Origin of the sequence: Mycobacterium sp. NPDC051804, from assembly GCF_044452905.1 — a bacterium.
Classification (GTDB): domain Bacteria; phylum Actinomycetota; class Actinomycetes; order Mycobacteriales; family Mycobacteriaceae; genus Mycobacterium.
In genome coordinates, this window is the sequence record NZ_JBITCD010000010.1 from 16,301 (window position 1) to 40,805 (window position 24,505).

The 24,505-nt window shown below is 65.3% G+C and carries 3 protein-coding genes; 1 reads left to right on the forward strand and 2 read right to left on the reverse strand.

Translation table 11 applies throughout. The features are described from left to right. Nucleotides 1-145: 145 nt before the first annotated feature. Nucleotides 146-817, forward strand: a complete 672-nt coding sequence (locus ACIA48_RS30105) for a methyltransferase family protein (protein ID WP_396739972.1) — start codon at nt 146-148, stop codon at nt 815-817. Nucleotides 818-909: 92 nt separating this feature from the next. Here the strand turns inward: ACIA48_RS30105 and ACIA48_RS30110 are convergent, their stop codons facing one another. Continuing rightward, on the reverse strand, nt 910-21,099 hold the full coding sequence (locus tag ACIA48_RS30110) for a non-ribosomal peptide synthase/polyketide synthase (protein WP_396739974.1): 20,190 nt from the start codon (nt 21,097-21,099) through the stop codon (nt 910-912). Next, nucleotides 21,086-24,505: amino acid adenylation domain-containing protein (locus ACIA48_RS30115; protein ID WP_396739976.1), on the reverse strand; the 3,420-nt coding region annotated here is incomplete at its 5' end. The genes ACIA48_RS30110 and ACIA48_RS30115, both read right to left, overlap by 14 nt.

Here is a 24,505-nt window from a genome sequence, read left to right on the forward strand (position 1 = left end):
CGTCGGTCGAGATAACTATCCCGAATATTCATCTCACGGGCTGGGCGTTCAACCGTTGGTTCGGCTGATTGTTAGTTCCGTGCGGCGTCTACAGGGCTTTGAAGTTCGCTGTAGCGTACGGTATCGACCGACATCAAGGAGGACCGTGAAACCCGCTTCCACCAGGTTGGCCGCAAAATTTGCCGAGTCCGTCGCGCACGGGTTGATCCTCTTCCTGGCCGCAGGCACGTTTCACTACTGGCAAGCGTGGGTCTTTCTCGTCGTTTACAACCTTGCCGGATGGATTCCGAGCATCTATCTGATGCGAACCAATCCCGATGCCTTCGAGCGCCGAATGCGAGGTCCGACCGCCGAAACTCGAATTGCGCAGCGAATCCTGATCGTCGGCTGGCTCCTGTCGGTGCCGGCGGCGTTCGTCATCAGCGGCTTGGACCATCGCTTCGGGTGGTCGCAGGTACCGACCGCGATCTGTTTAGCCGGTGACGTGCTGGTAGCCGTCGGACTGATCCTGGTGACAGTGGTCGCAGTCCAGAACAGCTATGCGGCGGCCAACGTCCAAGTCGAGGGAGGCCAGAAGATCGTCTCTACCGGCCTGTACGGGATGGTTCGGCATCCGATGTACACCGGCAGCATGATCATGATGATCGGCATCCCCCTTGCGCTCGGTTCTTATTGGGGACTTCTCACCGTGCTCCTCGCGGCAATATCACTCGCCCTGCGAATCCGGGACGAGGAAAAGATGCTGCAGGAAGAACTCGAGGGATACCGCGACTACACGCAGAAGGTCCGCTACCGCCTGGTGCCGTGTGTCTGGTGAATTGACGACACCTCTGGGCTGAACCAAGCGCCGAATTCCGCGACGACACATCCCAATTCGAACAAAGCCGGTATTCCGCTGCGACGGCGACTCTATTCCAATGAGCCGGCGACATCTGCGAGCTGCTTACTCAAGCTTCTGACCGACGGCGCGTTGAAGATGCCGGTGACCGCAAGCTGGACGTCAAGAGCCGCGTTGATTGCGGCGATCAGCCGCATCGCGGAAAGCGAGTCTCCGCCGATGTCGAAGAATGACTCCTCGACCCCCACCCGGTCGACACCGAGGACCTCCGCGAAGATGTCGGACAGAACCCGCTCGATCGGCGTGGTCGGGGCGCAATACTCTCCGACCGCGCCGGAGTATTCCGGTGTCGACGCCTTGGTGGTCATTGCCTGACTCGACGTTCCCCGGTCTGTCTCGCCGAGGTGGTCGACGTCGACCGCAGGGACCAGACCAGTCGATGAAAGCTGCTGTGCCGGATCCTCGATCATCGCCGACAAGATCCGCTGCAACCGCTCCATCAGTGCCTCGATATCGGCCATGGAGAAGACGTCGGTGCGGAATTGGACGTGGAGCGCCAGTTCGCTCCCCGGTTGTGCCTGCACCGCGAGTGGGTAGTGGTAGTAGTCACGTGCCGCCAAGTCGGTGATGGCCAAGTCATGGCCGCTCGACAACGCCGCACTGTCCACTGGATAGTTCTCGTATACGAAGACCGTGTCGAACAACTTGTCGTGTCCGGCCAGTCGGTGGACTTCGGCCAGCCCCAGGTGCTGATGCTCGTAGGTGTTGTTGTGCATTGTCTGCAGCTGCTCGAGCAGGTCGCTGGTGGTGGGCGCGTGCGCGAGGCGTGCGCGCACCGGCACAGTGTTGATCAGAAGTCCCGCCATCGATTCGGCGCCAGCCAACTCGGCAGGCCGCCCGGAGACCACAACGCCCAGCGCGACATCCTGCCTGCCGGTCACGGAGCTCAACAGCAGAGCCCAGGCAGCCTGGAGCACGGTGCTGACCGTGGTCTGATGTGAGCGGGCCAGCTCGCCAAGGGCGTGCGTGGCTTGTTCCGGCACCCGGAACTCCGCAATCGAGCGCGGGCCCAGTCCCAATCGGTCCGGCGGCGCCACCAAGGTCGGGTTCTCGAAACCGGCCAAGGCATCTGCCCAGGCCGTACGCGCGGCCTGCAGATCCCGCTCGGCCAGCCAGGCGAAGAACGAGCGATACGGCAAAGGCTCAGGCAGGCGCTGCCCGTAGTAATCGGCGATGATCTCCTGCAGCAGGATCGGCATCGACCAGCCGTCGAGCACGATGTGGTGATTGGTCAGCACCAACCGGTGCTGCTCTGCGCTGATGCGGGCCAACGCCACCCGGAACGGCGGTTGGTTCGCAAGATCGCAGACGGTCGCGCGCTCGGCAGCACCCAGGCGCTGCATCTGATCGTCGATGTCGACCCCGGCCTCGGTCAGGTCGACGTGGCGCCACGGCACCACCGGATCAGACGGGATGAGCTGAACCGGCTCATCGTACTGAGCGCAGAAGTGCGCCACCACGTTCGGATGGCGAGTGACGACGGCGTTCACCGCATCACGCAGGCGCGTCGGCTCTAGCGGACCGGTGATTGTGAGATCCAGTTGCACGGCGTACACGTCGTCACCGTCACCCTGCGCGGCGCCGGCGTGGAATAGCAGCCCCTGTTGCAGCGGAGTCAGCGGCAGAACATCGGCGACCGCATGACGCTGGCACACCTCGTCGAGCTGAGGCTGGCTCAGCCGGGCGGGCGCGATGTCCGACGGGGTCAAACCGCCGCCGCCGCCGCGCACATGCGCGCAGATACCTGCCAGCGCCTCGAACCACAACTGGCTCAGTCTTTCCACCTGTGTGGCGTCCAGCGCCGACGTTGCCCATGTCCAGTCGGCGTGCAGCTGCGGGCCGGTGTCGGTGTCGGCGGTGGCGGCGTTGAGCTCGACGGTGTGCGCCAGCGGCAGAGGCAACGCCGTGACTGCACCGGTCAACGCCAGACCTTCGGGGCTGATACGCCACGCGTCCTCGGAGGTCTCCCCCGCCGCGCCCAGCCGGCCCAGATAGTTGAACCCCAGCACCGGGGCCGATCCGGCCAATTTCACGTCGGGGTTCAGATACCGCAGCAGACCGTACGTCACGCCGTCCGGAAGGCCGCGCAATTGCTCTTTGGCGTCCTTGACCGCCGCCCCCAGCGCCGCGTCGCCGGCGCTGACCTGGCCCCAGTCCAGTCCGCCCCCGGCCAACGCGACCGGATAAAGGGCCGTGAACCAGCCCACCGTGCGTGACAGGTCCACCTCGGACGAAAGCTCCTCTGCACGGCCGTGGCCCTCCACGTCGATGGTGATCGGCGCACCACCTATGCCGGTGAACTCCGCTGCCGCCAACCCGAACGCGATCAACAAGATTTCCTGGATCCCCGCATGGAAGGCCGTCGGCACCTCCCCCAACAACATCCGGGTGGTCTCGACATCCAGTGACACTGACAAGCGTCCAGCCGTCTCGAATGTGTCTAGGGCGGGTTGCACCGCCGGCAGCGCGGGCGCGGTGTCAGTCACCTGGCGCCACATGTCGGCCTGCGCGACGACTTCCGGGCGCTGCGCGTAGTCGGCCAGCAGTGCCGACCATCGGGCAAACGACGTCCCGCCTGAGGGCAGCGCGATCGGCTGCCCAATGCGGTGCTGCGCCCAGCCGATGTTGAGGTCTTCCAACAGGATTCGCCAGGACACCCCATCGACGGCCAGATGGTGGCCGATCAAGGCCAACTGCCCGGTCGCACTCGCCCACACCGCGGCCAGCATCACTCCCGCTGCCGGGTTCAGCTGCGACCGCGCGTCCACCAATGCGGCCTCGGACAGCACGTCGACGGTTCGCAGGCACTCATGCGCGTCCACCGTCCCGGGCTCGGGCACAGTGAGCGCCCACCCTCCCGCGCCGTCATCGGAGACACGCAGGCGCAGCATCGCATGCCGATCCATAAGAGCCTGCAACAGCGCAACCACGTCGGATTGGCTCACCCCAGCCGGAGCCTGCACCGCCACGGTCTGGTTGAACTCGTCGGTCGGACCCCGCATGCCCTGCAGATAACGCATGATCGGCGTGGCCACTACGGGCCCGACGCCCGCATCAACGATGTCATTCGTACCGTCGGTCACCTCGGCCACCCGCGCCAACCGGGCGACGGTCTGCTCGGCGAAAACATCACGCGGCCGGCACAACACACCCGCGGCCCGCGCTCGGGCCACCACCTGCATCGACAAGATGCTGTCGCCGCCGAGCTCGAAGAACGACTCGTCGACCCCGACCCGCTCCATACCCAACACCTCGGCGTAGACGCCGGCCAGTACTTCCTCGATCGCATTTGATGGGCCGCGATAGTTATCGGTGCCGGTGTATTCCGGCGCCGGCAGAGCGCGGGTGTCGAGCTTTCCGTTGACGGTCAACGGAATCGCGGCCAACACCACCACCGCTGTAGGCACCATGTAGCCCGGCAACCGGTCCGCCAAGGCGGCGCGTATGCCGTTCGGGTCCACCGTGGCGCCGAGCCCCTCGGTCACATAACCGACCAGACGCTTGTCACCGGGGCGGTCCTCGCGGGCGATCACCACCGCGCGGTCGACGCCTTCGCAGCCGGCCAGCGCCGCCTGGACCTCACCCAACTCGATGCGGTACCCGCGAACCTTGACCTGCTCGTCCGCACGTCCCCAGTACCGCAGTTGGCCATCGGGGCCCCACGACACCAGATCGCCGGTGCGGTACATGCGTGTCGCTTGCGCTTCGGCGCCGGCGAATGGACACGCCACAAAACGCGTGGCGCTCAATCCGGCCCGGCCCAGGTATCCGCATGCCAGACCTTCACCGGCCACATACAACTCGCCGACCACCCCAGCCGGCACCGGACGCAGCCAGTCGTCCAGCACGAACAACGCCGCGCCCGGGACCGGCGCACCGATCGGCGGCGCACCCGTGCCCGGCATCAGCGGCGCGCTGAGCAGCACGACCATTGTTGTCTCGGTCGGGCCGAAGGCGTTGATCATCACCCGTCCGGGCGCCCACCGGTCCACCAACTCCGGCGGGCAGGCCTCGCCGGCCACCACCAGCGCCATCCCGTCCAACCCGTGCGGCGACAACACGCCCGCCGCCGACGGCGTCTGGGTGAGCACACTGACCTGCTCGTCGACCAATAAGGCGTGCAAGTCCTCCGACGACCGCGTCACTGCGTCGGGCACCACAACCGTCCGGCCCCCGTGCAGCAGCGGACCCCAGGTCTCCCAGACCGAGGTGTCGAAACCGTAGGAGTGACACTGCGTCCATACCCCGGCCACCGGCAGGTACGCGCCCAGTCTCTCCAACAGCTGGGTGACGTTGTGATGGGTGGTGGCCACGCCCTTGGGCACACCGGTGGTGCCCGAGGTGTAGATCAGGTAGGCGACGTCGTCTGGAGATGGCGCCGGTAGCGCGGTATCGGGCTGACCATCGATAGCGGGGTCGGCGATATCGATGACCGACAGCTCGTGGCCGGCCAACCGGTGGGCCAGACCCGCGGTGGTCAGCGCCGCGATCGGTGAGGCGTCGGCGAGTACGAACTCGATCCGCGCATCCGGGTGCGCCGGGTCGAGCGGCACATAGGCCGCCCCCGTCTTGAGCACCCCCAGCATCGCCACGACCGCCTCGGCCGAGCGGTCCAGCAGCAACGCCACCCGCTGGCCGGGGCCCACCCCGCGAGCAGTCAGGAAGTGCGCCCACTTGTTGGCGGCATCGTTCAGTTGGCGATACGTCCACGAGCGGCCCTGACAGGTCAGCGCCACCGCCTCCGGGGTCCGAGTGACCTGTGCGCCGAACCGGGCCGGAATCGAGACTGCCGGCGGTGCGGGCGCGGTCAACGCCTCCCGATTACCCCACTGTTGCAGCCGGGCGTGCTCATGCTCATCGAGGAGGTCGATCGACGACAGCCGCCGTGCCGGGTCGGCCGTCATGACCACCAGGATCCGCTGTAACCGCTCGACCAACGCCTCGATGGTGGCCGCGTCGAATACGTCAGTGCGGAATTCGACGTGCCCGCCGATTCCGCCGGGTTCCCCGGCCTCGGTGAACTGCTCGCCGAGCGAGAACGTCAGGTCCATGCGGGCGGTGTGGGTGTCGGCCGGCTTGGGGGTGACCTCTACGTCACCGAGTCTCAGTTCACCGCCGGCGTTGTTCTGCCAGGCCAGCGACACCTGCACCAGCGGATGATGGTTCAGGCTGCGAGTGGGGTTGAGTCGCTCAACGAGCACCTCGAACGGCACATCCTGATGCTCGAATGCGGCCAGGCTGCGCTGGCGCACCTGCTCCAACACCTCTGCGACCGTCGGGTCGCCTGCGACGTCCACCCGCAGCACCAGCGTGTTGACGAAGAAACCGACCAATTCGTCCAGCGCCCGGTCGCGGCGCCCGGCGATCGGGAAGCCCACCGCCACATCGGAATTCGCGGTCAGCTTGGCCAGCAGGACCGCCAGAGCGGCCTGCAACACCATGAAACTGGTCGCGCCGTGCCCACCGGCGAGCCGAGAGACCGCCTGCTGCACCTGCGCCGGCCACTGCACCGCGACGTTGGCGCCGCGGAAGTCGGCCACCTGCGGGTAAGGCCGATCAGTGGGCAGCTGCACCCGCTCGGGCATATCGGCCAGCGCCTGCTGCCAGTAAGCCAGCTGCGCAGCGATGCGGCTGTCCTGATCATCGAGATCACCCAGTTGCTCGCGCTGCCACAACGAGTAATCGACATACTGCACCGGCAACGGTGCCCAGTCCGGGGCGTGCCCCGCGCACCGGGCGGCGTACGCCGCGCCCAGATCGCCCACCAGCGGTGCGATCGACCAACCGTCAGCAGCGATGTGATGCACTACCGCCACCAGCACATGCTCGTCTTCGCGGAGCTTGAAAAGCGTTGCCCGCAAGGGAATTTCAGCGGCGAGATCGAATGGGCGGCGTGCCACCGCGCCGATTGCCTCTTCCATCTGGGTCTCCGGCCAGCCGGTGGCATCGACGACCTTCCACCCCACCTCGACGTCGTCGACCGGCACCACCCGCTGCTCCGGGATCCCGCCCGGCGCAAGGAACAGCGTGCGCAAACTCTCGTGACGGGCCACCACGTCAACCAGCGCCGCAGCCAACGCTTCCGCGTCCACGCGGCCGTCCAACTGCAACGCCACCGCCAAGTTGTAAACCGCTGACGGGCCCTGCAGCTGGTCGAGGAGCCACAGCCGGTTCTGGGCGAACGACAACGGAACCACCGCAGGGCGCTCCATCGGCACCAACGGCTCCAGCCCGTCGCCTTCGCCGATGCGCGGCGCCAATTCGGCCACCGCGGGCGTCTCGAACAAGGCACGCACCGACAGCCCGGCATCCAACGACTTGTTGACCGCTGCCACCACCCGCATCGCCGACAACGAGTCGCCACCTAGTTCGAAGAACGAGTCGTCCACACCGACCCGTTCCAGTCCCAGAACCTGGGCATAGATGCCGGCCAGGACCTCCTCGGCAAGGCCGGACGGAGCACGATAACGATCGGTGTCGGTGTACTCGGGTGCCGGCAGGGCGCGCTTGTCGAGCTTGCCGTTGACCGTCAACGGCAGCGCCTCGAGGACCACCACAGCGGTCGGCACCATGTAGCCGGGCAAGCGCTCGCCCAACACCGCACGGATCTCGGCCGGTTCGGCGGTTCCGGTCACATAACCCACCAGCCGCTTGTCACCCGGCCGGTCGTCGCGCATGACCACGGCCGCCTGGTCCACCCCGGCGCAGCCGGCCAATGCGGCCTGAATCTCACCGAGTTCGATGCGATAGCCGCGGATCTTGACCTGATCGTCGGCGCGTCCGAGGTACTGCAGCTGCCCGTCGGCACCCCAACGCACTAAGTCTCCGGTGCGGTACATGCGTTGTCCGGACGCCTCCGCACCACTGAACGGGCAAGCGACAAATCGTGATGCCGTCAACGGGCCGCGGCCCACATAACCGGACGCCACCCCGCGGCCGGCCACGTACAACTCGCCAACCACCCCCGGCGGCACCGGCCGCATCCACGCGTCGAGCACGAAGAACGCAGCGCCGGGCACCGGTGTGCCGATCGGAACCACACCCGAACCCGCGCGCAACGGCGCACTGAACGAGGTGTACCAGGTTTCGGTCGGGCCGTAGCCGTTGATCATCACCCGTCCGGGGGCCCACCGGTCCACGACCTCGACCGGGCATGCCTCTCCGGCCACCACCAACGCGACTGACTCCAGACCCTCATGAGAAAGCGCCGCGGCTGCGGACGGGGTCTGATTCAGCACACTGACCTGTTCACGGATCAGCAACGCGTGGAAGTCATCCGGCGAGCCAACCACGGACTCGGGCACCACCACCAGGCGCCCACCGTGCAGCAGCGCACCGAAGATCTCCCACACCGAGACGTCGAAAGCGAACGAATGCCACTGCGACCAAACCTGATCCGTCAGCTTCAGTTCGATGTCCAACGACTCCAGCAGCCCGGTGACGGTCTGGTGAGTGACCGCGACGCCCTTGGGCACGCCGGTGGTTCCGGAGGTGTAGATGATGTACGCGAATTCGTCTGCCGCAGGCGACGGCAAGTCCGTGCCCGGATAGCTGCCGATCCGCGGGTCGTCGACCTCGACAACCAAGACGTCAAGCTCGTCGAGACGCGACCGGATACCCGCCGTCGTGACTACCGCGACAGGTGCCGCGTCGGCGAGGATCACCGCGATGCGCGTATCCGGATGCGCGGGGTCGATCGGCACATACGCCGCTCCGGTCTTGAGCACTGCAAGGAGTGCCACGATCGCCTCGGCCGAGCGCGGCAGGAGTAGGCCCACGCGTTGTCCGGGGCCTGCACCGTGCGCAGAAAGCAAATGCGCCAACCGGTTCGACGCCTCATCGAGTTCCCGGTACGTCGTGGAGCGGCCCTCGAAGGTCACCGCCGCAGCCTCCGGGGAACGCGCCACCTGGGCGGCGAACAGTGCCGGAACAGACGCCGCAGCCGGCGCCGGTGCGGTCAGCACCGCACGTTGACTGATCGCGTCCAGGCGAGCGTGCTCGACCTCATCTAGCACGTCCACCGATGACAACCGCCGGCCCGGGTCGCCGGTCATCGCGATCAATACCCGCTCGAACCGCCGAACCAGAGCCTCGATGCTGGCGGCGTCGAACACATCGGTGCGGAACTCGACCGCCCCGCTGATCCCGGCGGGCTCACCGTCGTCGCTCCAACGCTCCGAAACCGCGAACGTCAAATCCATTCGTGCACTATGCGTTTCGGCCTCAAGAGGTGTGGCCTGCACATCACCCAACGGCAGTTCCGCCCCACGACCGTGCCGCGGCCCGGCGAAATTCTGCCAGGCCAACAACACCTGGATCAACGGTTCATGGGCCCGGGAACGCATGGGGTTGAGCCGATCGACCAACACCTCGAACGGCACATCCTGGTGCTCAAAGGCGGCCAGGCTACGCGCACGTACTTGCCCCAGCAACTCCTCGACGGTCGGATCTCCAGACAGATCGACCCGCAGCACCAAGGTGTTGACGAAGAACCCGATTAGCTCATCCAGCGCCGGGTCACGCCGACCGGCGATGGGGAATCCAACAGCCACATCGGTGGTAGAACTCATCATCGACAGTAGGGCGGAGAGGGCGGCTTGAACCACCATGAAGCTGGTCGCGTTGTGTTCACTGGCCAGCTGGATGACCCGTCGGTGAAGCTCGACCGGCCAATCGATGACCACACTGGCCCCACGGTTGGAAGCCACCTGCGGATACGGCCGGTCGGTGGGCAGTTCCAAGCGCTCGGGTAGCCCAGCCAATGCGTCCTGCCAATAGGCCAGCTGCGCGGCGATCAGGCTGTCGTCGTTGTCGAGATCCCCGAACTGCGCACGCTGCCACAGCGTGTAGTCGACGTACTGAACCGGCAGTTGCGCCCAGCTCGGGGCCTTCCCCGCGGAGCGGGCGGCGTACGCCGTCCCAAGATCTGCGACCAGTGGCGCGATGGATGAGCCGTCGGCCGCGATGTGGTGCACCACACCCACCAGCACATGTTCGTCAGCGTCCAGATGGAAAAGCGTTGCGCGCAAAGGAATTTCGGCGGCGAGATCGAAGGTGTAGCGAGCCGCCTCTTCGACAGCCTCAGTCAACCGGCCATCGGTCCATCCAGTGGCCTCGATGAGTTGCCAGCCGATGGTCGCATGCTCGGCCGGCATCACCACCTGGTGCGGTATGCCGTCGACCGCTGAGAACAGCGTGCGCAACGACTCGTGACGGCCCACCACATCGTTCAGTGCCGCTCGCAGCGCCTCGGCGTTAAGCACGCCCTGCAGCCGCAACGCGACCACCATGTTGTAGATCGGTGAAGGGCCCTGCAGCTGATCGATGAACCACAGCCGGTTCTGCGCAAACGACAACGGAATCACCGCTGGCCGCTCGACAGCGACCACCGGTTCGAGCGCACCTGAACCGGCACCGACTCGAGACGCCAACTGTTCGACGGTGGGCGCTTCGAACAAGGTGCGAACCGCGACGCTGGCGTCCAGCGACTTGTTGACCGCGGCGATGACCCGCATGGCGGAAAGCGAATCTCCGCCCAGTTCGAAGAACGACTCATCGACCCCGACCCGTTCGAGCCCTAACACCTGCGCGTAGATGCCGGCCAGCAGCTGTTCAGTGAGATTGGCCGGCGCACGGAAGTGACCGTCTTTTTGATACTCGGGTGCCGGAAGTGCCTGCTTGTCGAGTTTTCCGTTGGCGGTCAGCGGCAGGGCGTCGAGCACGACGACCGCGGACGGCACCATGTAGGAAGGCAGCTGCTCGCCCAGTGCGGCGCGCACCTCGTCCGGGTGCGCCGAACCGGTGATGTAGCCGACCAGTCGCTTGTCACCGGGGCGGTCCTCGCGCGCGATCACCGCGGCTTGGCCCGCTCCGCTGCACGACGCCAAGGCGGCCTGCACTTCACCGAGCTCGATGCGATACCCACGGATCTTGACCTGCTCGTCGGCCCGACCGACGTAGTGCAGCTCGCCCTTCGCGCTCCAGGACACCAGGTCTCCGGTGCGGTACAGCCGCGCGCCGGGCGCGCCGAACGGGCTGGCGACGAAACGCGTTGCGGTCAACCCCGCTCGGCCTACATACCCGTAGGCCAGGCCTGCACCCGCCACGTACAGTTCCCCGACGACCCCGACCGGCACCGGCCGCAGCCAGGCATCAAGCACGAAAAAGCCAAGGTCTGCCAACGGGCCCCCGATTGGGCTAGCGGCCCTGTCGAGATCGGCGGCGACGATCCTGCGGTACGAAGCATGCACCGTGGTCTCGGTGATGCCGTACATGTTGATCAGGAACGGGATTCCCGGGTGATTGTCCAGCCACGTATCGAGACGTGGTGGCTGTAGCGCTTCCCCGCCGAACACGACCCGCTGCAGCGCGAGTTCACCACCCGACTCCTGCGCTTGGTTCTCGCCGAAGCCGAGCCAGCGGGTCACCTGGTGTTCCCACGCCGTGGCCACGTCTTGCCAGTTGTGTTGCGCATCGGCGGTTTGAAGCGCATAGAACGCCGAAGGGGTCTGGCTCAGCACGGTGACCTGCTCGGCGATCAGCAACGAGTACAACTCTTCCGGCGACCGCACCACCTCGTCGGGCACCACCAAGAGGCGTCCGCCTCCGAGCAGCGCACCGAACACCTCCCAGACTGAGAAGTCGAACGCCAGGGAGTGACACTGCGACCACACGCCCCCAGGGGGCACTTGGGCGTCCAAGGTTTGCAGCAGCCGAGTCACGTTACGGTGCGCGACCGCGACACCCTTGGGTGTTCCGGTCGTGCCGGAGGTGTAGATGAGGTAGGCGATGTCGTCAGCGGCCGGCGACGGGAGCGCGGTGTTGGGTTGGCTGCCCAGAGCGGGGTCGTCGACGTCGACGATCAACAGGTCGTGCCCGTCGAGACGCGCACGGAGGTCCGACGTAGTGATCACCGCTGCGGGAGCGGCGTCGCCAATGACGAACCGGATCCGTGCATCGGGATGCGCCGGGTCGAGCGGCACATAGGCCGCCCCGGTCTTGAGCACCGCCAGCATCACCACGATCGCGTCGAGCGATCGGGGCAACATCAAGGCGACCCGTTGACCCGGGCCCGCTCCGTGGCCTGCCAGCAGATGCGCCAACCGATTGGACGCCTGATCAACCTGCAGATAGGTCAGCGAGCGGCCGCCGCCACTGATGGCCACTGACGATGGTGACCGCTGCGCCTGCGCGGCAAAGGATTCCGGAATCGACACCGACTCGGACGCGGGCTGGGTCAGCGCCGCCTCATTACCCCAGTCCTCGAGCCGTGCGTGTTCCGCCTCGTCGAGCACGTCGACGGACGACAACCGCGCCGCGGGGTCCGCGGTCAGCGCCAGCAACATCCGCTGCAGCCGCTCGATCAGGAGCTCGATGCTGGCCGCATCGAACACGTCGGTGCGGAATTCGACGTCTCCGCCGAGCCCGGCCGGTTCACCCGCCTCAGTCCAGCGCTCGCCGAGGTGGAACGCGAGGTCTGTGCGCGCGGTGTGGGTGTCGAGGCTCGTCGGCGTGATCTGTACATCACCGAGGGCCAGCCCGGCGGAGGCGTTCTGCTGACCGGGCATGGTCTGCCAGGCCAACAGCACTTGCACAAGCGGGTGATGGGCGAGGCTTCGAGTGGGCTTGAGCCGCTCGACGAGCATCTCGAAGGGCACGTCCTGGTGCTCGTACGCGGCCAAGCTGAGTGCCCGCACCTGAGCCAACAGCTCAGAGACACTCGGGTCGCCGCCCAGGTCGGCCCGCAACACCAGGGTGTTGACGAAGAAGCCGACCAGCTCATCCAACGCGGGATCGCGCCGGCCCGCGATCGAGAAGCCGATTGCCACGTCATGGCTGGTGCTGACCTTCGATAACAACGCCACCAGTGCGGCCTGGACGACCATGAAACTGGTCGCGTTGTGCTCACGGGCCACCCGAGTCACCTGTTGCTGCAATTCCGGCGACCACGCGACCAGCACTCGAGCGCCGCTGTAATCGGCAACCGCCGGATATGCCCTGTCGGTGGGTAGCACCAGCCGGTCGGGCATCCCGGCTAGGGCCTGCTCCCAATAGGCGAGCTGGGCGGTGATGCGGCTCTGCGGATCGGCCAGATCACCCAGCTGCGCGCGCTGCCACAGTGTGAAGTCGACGTACTGCGCCGCCAACGGTGCCAAGTCAAGCGGCTGGCCGACGCATCGGCTGGCGTAAGCCGCCTGCAAATCCCTCAGCAGCGGACCAATCGACACGCCATCGGCCGCGATGTGGTGCACCGCGGCAACGAGTACGTGTTCTTCGTCGTCGACGCGAAGAAGCCGTGCCCGCACCGGGATCTCGGCGGCGAGGTCGAATGTGTGACGCGCGGTCTCACCGATCGCTTCGTGCAGCCGGTCCGGCGACCAGCCCGCGACATCCACGATCTGCCAGCCGAAGTCCGCCTGCTCGACGGGAACCACCACCTGCTGAGGCACACCCTCGGGCGCCGGGAAAACGGTGCGCAGACTTTCGTGACGCGCCACTACATCGGCCAGCGCCGCACCCAGGGCAGCAGCGTCAAGTTTGCCGTGCAGACGCAACGAATGCGCCATGTTGTAGACCGGCGACGGCCCCTGCAGCTGGTCCAGGAACCACAACCTGCTCTGGGCGAACGACAGTGGCACCACGTCCGGCCGCTCACCCGCCACCAGCGGTTCCAGTCCGCCCTCGTCGGCTCCGACCTGACGCGCCAACTCTGCCACCGTGCGCGCCTCGAACAGAGTGCGCACCGCGAGCTGGGCATCCATGCTGGCGTTGACGGCGGCGACCAGGCGCATCGCCGACAACGAGTCTCCGCCCAGATCGAAGAATGAGTCGTCGACACCCACGTGTTCAACCCCGAGGACCTGGGCGTAGATCCCGGCGAGGATCTCCTCGGTGAGGTTCGCCGGGGCACGATAGCTGTTGGTGTCGCCGTACTCGGGCGCCGGTAAGGCGCGGGTGTCGAGTTTGCCGTTGACGGTCAGCGGCAGCTCTTCCAGCACGACGACCGCTGTGGGCACCATGTAGGCCGGCAGCCGCTCGGCCAGCGTGGCGCGAAGCTCCGCCGAGTCGACGGAGCCGGTGACATAGCCCACCAGGCGCTTGTCGCCAGGACGGTCCTTGCGGGCGATCACCGCCGCCTGTTCGACGCCTTCGAGCGCCGCCAATTGGGCCTGCACCTCGCCAAGCTCTATGCGATAACCGCGGATCTTGACCTGCTCATCAGCGCGGCCTAGATAGTCAAGCTGCCCATCTGCGCGCCAGCACACCAGATCGCCGGTGCGATACATCCGGGCACCCGGCGCTCCGAACGGGCATGCGACGAATCGCGAGGCCGTCAGCCCCAGCCGACGCACGTAACCAGTCGCGACGCCGTCACCGGCCACATACAACTCTCCGACCACACCCTGCGGCACGGGACGCAACCAGTTGTCCAAGACGAACAGCGCCGCTCCGGCCACGGGCGAGCCGATCGGCACTGCCTGCCCGCCTGGCGTGAGCGGTGCGCTGATCGCCACACACATCGTGGTCTCGGTGGGGCCGTAAGCGTTGACCATCCGACGCCGCGGCGCCCAGCGGTCCACCACCTCGGCCGAGCAGGCCTCACCGACGACTACCAACGCCATCGAATCCAATTTCTCGGGTGAGAGCACACTGACCGCAGACGGAGTCTCGGTGAGGACGCTGACTTGCTCAGTGGCGAGCAGCTCCTGGAAGTTCTCCGGCGAGCGCGTCACCTCTTCGGGCACCACCACCAGGCGGCCACCGCGCAGCAAAGCTCCGAAGATTTCCCACACCGAGACATCGAAGGCCAGCGTGTGACATTGCGCCCACACTCCGACGGCCGGTAGGGCGGCGTCCGGTGACGCCAGCAGCTGCGTCACGTTGCGGTGGGTCACCGCTACACCCTTGGGGGTGCCGGTGGTTCCGGACGTGTAGATCACGTAGGCGATGTCGTCGGGAGTCGGCGAGGCGGGCACGATACCGGGCTGGCCGTCACCGGCGAGGTCGTTGACTTCGATGACCGCCAATCCATGACCGTCCAGTCGATTGGCCAAACCGGCGGTGGTGACTGCGGCCAGCGGCGCCGCATCGGCGGCTATGAAACCGATGCGGGCATCAGGCAGCGTGGGGTCGATCGGCAGATATGCCGCCCCGGTTTTCAGCACGGCCAGGATCGCGACCACAGCCTCGGCCGATCGGTTGAACAACAGAGCAACGCGATGTCCCGGACCCGCCCCTCGACTGGCGAGTACCTGTGCCAGCCGGTTGGCCGCCAGGTCGAGCTCTCGATAGGTCCACGACTGCTCGCCGCATACCAGCGCCACCGCATCCGGCGTCTGTTCCGCCCACGCCGCGAACAATTCGACGATGGTCGACCCACGCGCCGGGGTCCGAGTCAGAACCGCCCGATTACCGAACTCGTCGAGGCGGGCGTGCTCACCGGAATCGAGGACATCGACCGACGAGAGCCGCCGTCGCGGATCGGCGGTCATCTCCTCCAAAATCCGATCCAGCCGGTCGATCAGGACTTCAATGCCCTGCGCATCGAACACATCGGTGTCGTATTCGACGCGAAGGCCGATCTCGTCGCCCGGAATGGCTTGGACACTCAGTGGGTAGTGGTTGTATTCGCGGCTGGTGAATTCAGGGACGACCAGGTCGTCGTCCGCCGCCAAGGCGGCAGTGTCGACGGGGTAATTCTCGTACACGAACATGGCGTCGAACATTTGGTCGTGGCCGGTTAGACGGTGTATCTCGTTCAGCGCAAGATGCTGGTGTTCCAGCGTGCGGCTATATGCGGTTTGCAGCTGTTCGAGCAGATCTGCAGTTGTAGTCACCGGCGTGATGTTCGCCCGGACGGGCACTGTGTTGATCAACAAGCCGACCATCGAGTCGGCGCCGACCACGTCGTCGGGCCGCCCTGAAACCGCGGTGCCAAAGGCAACGTCGTGTTGCCCGGTCATTGAGCTCAACAACTGCGCAAACGCGCCCTGCAACACAGTGCTGACCGTGGTGTGATGAGCGCGCGCCAGATCACCGACGGCCCGAGTGGTCGACATCGGCACTCGAAACGACGCGACGTTTCGCGTGCCGCGGCCGACACGATCCGGCGGGCCCACCATCGTTGGGTTCTCGAATCCGGCCAGCACCTCACGCCACGCGGTCCGAGCCGCCTCGCGATCCCGACCGACCAGCCAGCTGATGAAGTTGCGGTACGGAACCGCCACCGGTAGCCGCTGACCGTAATAGCTGCCGAAGATTTCCTGTAGAAGAATCGGCAGCGACCAGCCATCCACGACGATGTGGTGAAAGGTCAGTACAAAGTTGTGCCGGTCTTCCGCGCTACGAATCAAAGCCACTTGGAAGCCCGACCGATGGACGAGATCGCAGACCGCAGCGCGCTCGGCTGCGCTTTCCGCCCGAATCTGCTCCTCGAGATCCACATCGGCAGGGTTCAACTCGACATACCGCCAGGGCACTGCGGGTTCAGCCAGAATGATCTGCACTGGCTCCTCGAACTGCGCACAGAACCTGGCCGCAAGGTTTGGGTGACGGTTGACTACCGTTTGCACCGCCTCGTGCAGTCGATGGTGATCGAGCGGCCCGTTCACGGTGATATCTAGCTGAACCGCGTAGACATCGTCGCTGACCCGAGGGTTGCTGCTGTGGAACAGCAGGCCGTGCTGCAGCGGGCTCAACGGCAAGATATCGGCGATCGCATACTGCTGGTTGAGCTCGTCCAGCTGCTGCTGGGTCAGTCTGGCCGGCGCGATATCAGAGGGCGTCAATCCTCCGCCACCGCTGCTGACGTGCGTGCAGATACCGGTCAGGGCCTCGAACCACAAGCGGCTCAGCCGGCTGATCTGAACGTCGTCGAGCGCCGAGGGAGCCCAACTCCAGTTCGCCTGGAGTTGCGGGCCCGCCTCAGCATCTACGGTGACCGCGTTGAGCTCCAGGCTGTGCATCAACGGCATTCCGATATCCGCGGCCGCCGCCGCGGCTGACAAGCCGTCCTGACTCATACGCCAGACTTCGCCCGACGTCTCGGCCGCCGAAGCGCCCAGCCGACCTAGATAGTTGAACCCGATGACGGGATCCGGATCAGCGAGCTCAATATCAGTGTTCAAATACCGCAGCAGACCGTAGGTCCAGCCGTCAGGCAGGCCACGCACTTGCTCTTTGGCGTCTTTGATCACCGCCCCCAGCGCCGCCTGGCCGGCGACCACCTGCGTCCAGTCCACGCCGTTCATCGTCAGCGCGACGGGATACTTGGTGGTGAACCATCCCACCGTCCGCGACAGGTCCACGTCCGCGCCCAGTTCCTCGTGCCGCCCGTGGCTCTCCACATCGATACCGATGGGTGCGCCGCCGGTCGCCAGGAATTCGGCCAGCGCCAACCCGAATGCGATCAGAAGAATGTCATTCACGCCGGCATGGAACGCCGCGGGCACCTCCCCGAGCAGCATCCGAGTGGTCGACACATCCAGGGACAAGGAGAGGTGCCCGGCGTTCGCAAACGTATCCACCGCGGGTTGCACCGCCGGCAACAACGCGGGTGCTGCGGCTATCTGCCGCCACGCCTGCGCCTCCTGCGCCACGTCCGAATCGTGCGCGCGCTCGTCCAACAGCAATGCCCACCGGGCAAACGACGTTCCGCCGGGCGGTAACTCCACCGGGTGACCGTTGCGATGCTGCGCCCACGCGATGTTGAGGTCCTCCAACAAGACTCGCCAGGACACACCATCGACGGCCAAGTGGTGAATCACCAACACCAATTGATTCGTCGACGTCACCCACAACGCTCTCAGCACGACGCCGGCGGCGGGGTTCAACCGCGACCGCGCGTCGATCAGCGCCTCATCGGACAGCGTGTAAACGGTGCGTATGCACGCCGCGGCATCGACCGCGCCCGCCTCGGCCACCGTCAGCGACCAGACTGCTGCGATGTCGTCGTCGACGCGAATCCGCAGCATCGCATGGCGATCCAACAACGCCTGCAACAGCGCCACCACATCGTCGTCGGTCGTCTGCGTGGGCGCCTGCAGCACCACAGTTTGATTGAACTGGTCCACGGGGCCATCGACACTTGCCAGCCAGCGCATAATGGGTGTCGCCGGAATCGGCCCGGACCCTTCGTCGCTCACCTCAGTGGTACTCGTGGCCGCCGCAGCCGCTCGGGCGAGCCGGGCGACGGTCTGCTCGACAAAGATGTCCCGCGGCCGACACGTCAAGCCGGCGGCACGCGCACGGGCAGCTACTTGCATCGACAGGATGCTGTCCCCGCCCAGCTCAAAGAAAGACTCATCAATACCAACCCGGTCGACCCCGAGAACCTCGGCGTAGATGCCGGCAAGGATCTCCTCGACCGCATCGGTTGGCGCGCGGTAGGTTTCGCTGCCCTGGTATTCCGGTGCCGGCAAGGCCCGCTTGTCCAGCTTGCCGTTGACTGTCAGCGGCAGCGCCTCGATCACCACCACTGCTGTGGGAACCATGTAGGCCGGTAGCTGCTCTGCGAGTGCGTTGCGCAACTCGACCGGATCTGCTGTCCCGGTGACATAGCCCACCAGCCGTTTGTCGCCGACGCGGTCCTCGCGGGTGATCACCGCCGCCTGTGACACGCCGTCCTGTCGAGCCAGGGCAGCCTGTATCTCACCGAGCTCGATGCGGTAACCGCGGATCTTGACCTGCTCGTCGACGCGGCCTAGATAGTGCAACTGCCCATCAGTGCCCCACCGAACCAGATCCCCGGTGCGATACATCCGCGCACCGGCCCCCGCGAACGGACACGCCACGAACCGTGAAGCGGTCAGCCCGGCACGGCGTACATATCCGGACGCCACGCCACGGCCGGCCACATACAACTCACCGACCACACCCGGGGGCACGGGCCGCAACCAGCCGTCGAGCACAAACAATGCGGCCCCAGGCACCGGAGCGCCGATCGGCACCACACCCGACCCTGCTTGGAGGGGGGCACTGATCGTGGCATACACCGTGGTCTCAGTCGGGCCGTAGCCGTTGATCATCACGCGCCCGGGTGCCCATTGATCCACTACGTCGGCCGGGCAGGCCTCTCCGGCCGCCATCAACGCGGCTGACTCCAACCCCTGCGGCGAAAGAGCCGCCACCGCAGAAGGTGTCTGGCTCAAGACGCTGACGCGCTCAGCAACCAGCAGAGCATGGAAATCTTCCGGCGAGCGGGCTACGTCTTCGGGCACCACCACCAGACGACCACCATGTAGCAGCGCACCCCAGATCTCCCACACGGAGAAGTCGAAAACCAACGACGATGTCTGCGTCCAGACCTGCTGCGGCGTCAGCTCAACCCCGACGTCCATTCCATCGAAGAGCCGGGTGACGTTGGAATGGGTGACGGCCACCCCCTTCGGCATGCCAGTGGTGCCGGACGTGTAGATGATGTGGGCGAGGTCATCGGCGGCGGGCGCTGGCATTGCGGTGCTGGGATAGGAGTCAATGCAGGGATCATCGACATCGATCACCGAAAGCCCGTGCACTTCCAGCAGGTCGGCCAAACCGGCTGTGCTGACACCGATTATCGGTGTGGCATCCTCCAGCATGAATTTGATGCGGGCCGCGGGCAGTTTCGGATCGATCGGCAGATAGGCCGCGCCGGTCTTCAGCACCGACAGGATTGCCACGATCGCCTCGGCCGATCGGTTGAACAACAGCGCCACACACTGTCCAGGGCCCGCACCTTTTTCGGCTAGCGCATGCGCTAATCGGTTCGCCGCCTCATCCAACACTCGGTAGGTGATGGAACGGCCCTGAACGGACAGCGCCACCGCCTCCGGGGAGCGGGCCACTTGAGCGGCGAACACCGTCGGAATCGATAGCGGGGTCGCGGGCTGCGTCAAGATTTCCGCGTTACCGAACGCGTCCAGAAGACTGTGCTCGGCGGCATCGAGCAGATCTATCTTCGATAGCGGCCGAGCCGGGTCGGCGGTCATCGCGCTCAACACGCGCTCAAAGCGATTGATCAGCGCCGCGACGCTTCCCTCGTCGAACACGTCGGTATCGAATTCGACACGGAGACCGAGTTCATCCCCCGGCTGCGCCACGACGGCAAGTGGATAGTGGTTGTATTCGCGGGTCGCGACCTCAGTTATCGCTAATCCGTTCACGTCCGACAGTGCAGCGGTGTCGAGCGGATAGTTCTCAAAGACAAACAGGGTGTCGAACAGTTTGTCCTGACCGGCGAGCCGATGTATCTCAGTGAGCGCTAGGTGTTGGTGCTCCAACGTGCGGCTGTAAGCGTGTTGTAGCTGTTCGAGGAGGTCTGCGGTAGTGGTTGTCGGCGTGATGTTCGCCCTCACCGGCACCGTGTTGATCAGCAACCCGACCATCGTGTCCGCGCCGAGCACCTCTGCAGGCCGCCCCGAGACCGCAGTCCCGAAAACGACGTCATCCTGAGCAGTCAGCGAGCTCAGCAGCTGCGCGAAGACCGCTTGCAGTACCGTGCTGACGGTGGTGCGGTGGGATCGGGCCAGTTCGGTAAGCGACCGCGTGGTCTCTTGAGTCAGCCGATGCGCGGCAACACCTCGGCCCCCGAGGCCCAGCCGACCTGACGCACCCACAAAGGTCGGTGTTTCGAAACCTGCCAAGATCTCACGCCAGACTGCTCGTGCCGCATCGCGATCCCGACCGGCCAGCCAGCTAACAAAGCTGCGAAACGGCGTTGCGGCTGGGAGGCGCTGACCGTAGTAGCTAGCAAAGATTTCCTGAAGGACGATCGGCAACGACCAACCATCCATCACGATGTGATGATTGGTAATCAGCAACCGGTGCTCGTGCTGGGCGGTTCGTATCAGCGCCACACGAAAAGCCGGCTCATCGGCTAGGTCGTAGACCGCGGCGCGTTCTGCAGCGCACACATGCTCGATTTGTTCGTCGATATCATCCTCGTCGAGATTTAAGTCGACATAGCGCCAAGGAACCTCCGGGTCGGCGGGAATGATCTGCACAGGTTGGCCAAACTGCTCGGAGAATCTGGCCGCAAGGTTCGGATGCCGGGTAACGACCGTCTGCACTGCCTCGCGCAGCAAAGAGCCGTTTAGCTCCCCGGTGATGGTGATATCCAGCTGCACCGAATAGAGGTCGTCGCTAGAACCCGGCGCGGCGTCGGCGTGGAAGAGCAGACCGTGTTGCAGGGGCGTCAGCGGCAGTACGTCAGCGATCTGCATATTGCCGCTGGAGCTCCTCAATTTGCTGTTGGCTGAGATTGACGGCGAGATCGGATGGGGTCAATCCACCTCCCCCGCCTCTGACATGTTTGCAGATTCCGAGAAGGGCCTCAAACCACAACCGGCTCAACCGATTGACCTGAGCGTCAGTGAGAGCCGAAGGCGCCCATGTCCACGTGGCGTGGAGTAGCGGGCCCGCGTCGGTGTCGGCGGTGACAGCATTGACTTCCACCGTATGCATCAGCGGCATAGGTATATCCGAAGCAGCGTCGGTCCACGCGAGACCATCCTGGCTGACCTGCCACACATTGCCGGACACCTGGCCCGCCGAAGCGCCAAGCCGCCCCAAATAGTTGAAGCCGATCGCCGGATCCGATTCAGCGAGCTCGACATCGGGGTTCAAATAGCGCAACAAACCATAAGTCAGCCCGTCCGGCAGAGCGCGCAACTGTTCCTTGGCATCCTTGATCAACGCCCCCAGGGCGGTCCCTCCGCCGCGCACCTGCGCCCAGTCCAATCCCCCGACACTCAAAGCCACCGGGTATTTGGTGGTGAACCACCCCACCGTGCGCGACAGGTCCACCTCATCAGCCAACTCATCGACTCGACCGTGGCCCTCCACATCGATACCGACCGGCGCGCGACCAGTGCCCAGGAACTCCGCAACTGCCAGACCGAACCCGATCAACAAGACGTCGTGAACCCCGGCATGAAACGCCGTCGGCACCTCTCCCAACAGCATCCGGGTCGTCTCGACATCCAACTCCGCCGTCAGACGCCCAGCCATCGCGAAGGTGTCCACCGCCGGCTGTACAGCCGGCAATACCGACGGAACCGCTGTCACCTCGTGCCAGGCCTGTGCCAAATCCACTACATCGGGATGCTGGGCGTGCCCGGCCAGGAGTGTCGACCACCGGGAAAACGATGTGGCGGCCGTAGGCAGCGCGATCGGCTGCCCCTTCTGATGCTGAGCCCAAGCGACGTTGAGGTCCTCCAACAGGATTCGCCACGAGACCCCGTCGACAGCCAGATGATGGACGATAAACGCCAGTTGTCCGGTGGTGTTGACCCACAGCGCGCTGAGCATGGCCCCGACAGCAGGGTTCAGACGCGACCGTGCCTTAACGAAAGCTTGCTCGGACAGCACGTCGACGGTTTGCAGGCATGCGCCAGCATCCACCGACCCCGGCTCCGGCACGACCAAAGACCAACCATGGGCACCGTTGTTCTCTACACGCAAGCGCAACATGGCATGCCGATCCAGCAACGCTTGCAACAGCATCACCACGTCGGCTTCGCTCACCCCAGTCGGGGCCTGAACGACTATCGACTGGTTGAACTCATCAACCGGGCCTTGAACGCTTTCCAACCACCGCATGATCGGAGTGGCTACGACGGGTCCGACGCCATCGTCGAGCACTTCAGCGGCGTCATCGGCCACCCGGGTCACCCGAGCCAGTCGGGCGACCGTCTGCTCAACGAACACGTCCCGGGGACGACACAACAGACCCGCCGCGCGGGCGCGAGCCACCACCTGCATCGAAAGAATGCTGTCCCCGCCCAGCTCGAAGAACGACTCGTCAACCCCCACCCGCTCGAGGCCCAGTACCTCGGCGAACACGTCGGCCAGGATCTCTTCGATGAGGGTATCCGGGGCGTGGTAGTCAGCGCTGGGCTGCTGGTATTCGGGTGCGGGTAGTGCCCGAGTGTCGAGTTTGCCGTTGACTGTCAATGGCAAAGCTTCCAGCGCCACGACCGCGGCCGGAACCATATATCCCGGCAACCGCTCGCTCAGCTGTGCGCGGATGGTGGCGGGATCCGCGCTGCCGGTCATATAACCCACCAGCCGCTTGTCACCGGGACGGTCCTCACGGGCGATAACCACCGCCTGCGCCACTCCATCCAGTCCAGCAAAAGCGGCCTGCACTTCGCCGAGCTCGATGCGATACCCGCGGATTTTGACCTGCTCATCAGCCCGGCCCACATACCGCAGCTGCCCATCAGGACCCCACGACACGAGATCCCCTGTGCGATACATCCGCGCTCCAGCACCGGCAAACGGGCACGCCACGAACCTCGACGCGCTCAACCCCGACCGGCCCACATACCCGTATCCGGCCCCGCCACCAGCCACATACAACTCACCGACCACCCCGGTCGGCACCGGATGCAACCAACTATCGAGAACGAAAAAACCAAGATGAGCCAATGGCACCCCAACCGGGCTGGCGTGGTCAGCCAGATCGGCATCGACGATTTCGCGGAACGAGGCATGCACCGTGGTCTCGGTCGTGCCATACAGATTCAGCAGCCGCGGTGAACTCGGATGATGCTGTCGCCACGGCCCAAGACGCTGCGGATCCAACGCCTCTCCGGCGAAAAGAACAGCCCGTAGTGCCAAATGGCCATGCCGCTCGGCAACCAGCTCATCCGCAGTCTGCAACGCATAGAACGCTGACGGGGTCTGGCTGAGCACACTGACCTGTTCCTCAACGAGTAAGGCGTGGAAATCCTCTGGCGAGCGGGCCACTGATTCCGGCACCACCACAAGCCGCCCGCCATACAGCAGCGCACCCCACATCTCGCAGACCGAGACATCGAAAGCCAACGAATGCCACTGTGACCAAACCTGCCCCGCCAGCTCCATCCGAGGTTCCAGCGCGGCCAACAACTCGATCACGTTGCGGTGATTGATCGCCACGCCCTTGGGCACACCGGTGGTGCCCGAGGTGTAGATCAGATACGCGATATCCTCTGCCGCCGGCACCGGCAATTCCGAGAACGATGAGACCGCGGTGCACGACTCCTCGACGTCCAAGATGAGCAAGTCATACCCATTTAGTCGCGACCGCAGCCCCGCCGTGGTGATAGCCGCCATCGGCGCGGCATCGGCCAACATGAAGTCGATTCGCGCATCCGGATGCCCCGGATCGATCGGCACATATGCAGCTCCGGACTTGAGCACACCCAAAACTGCCACGATCGCCTCGACCGAGCGGGACGCCAGCAACGCCACCCGCTGCCCGGGACCAACTCCATGTCCAGTCAACGTGTGCGCCACCCGGTTAGACGCTTCATCCAGCTCGCGATACGTCAGCGACCGATCTCCGCAGCTGACCGCTATCTCCTCAGGGACGCGCGCTACCTGCGCTGCGAACAACCCAGGAATCGACACCATCGACCCCAACACGGGCTCGGTCAACCCCGCCCTATTACCCCACGCGAGTAGCCGGGCATGCTCATGCTCATCGAGTACCTCGATCGACGACAACCGCCGTGACGGATCGGCAGTAAGCGCCACCACCACCCGGTGCAACCGGTCAACCATCGCTTCGACGCTCGCGGCGTCGAACACATCGGTGCGGAATTCGACATCCCCGCCGATTCCGGCGGGCTGACCCGTCTC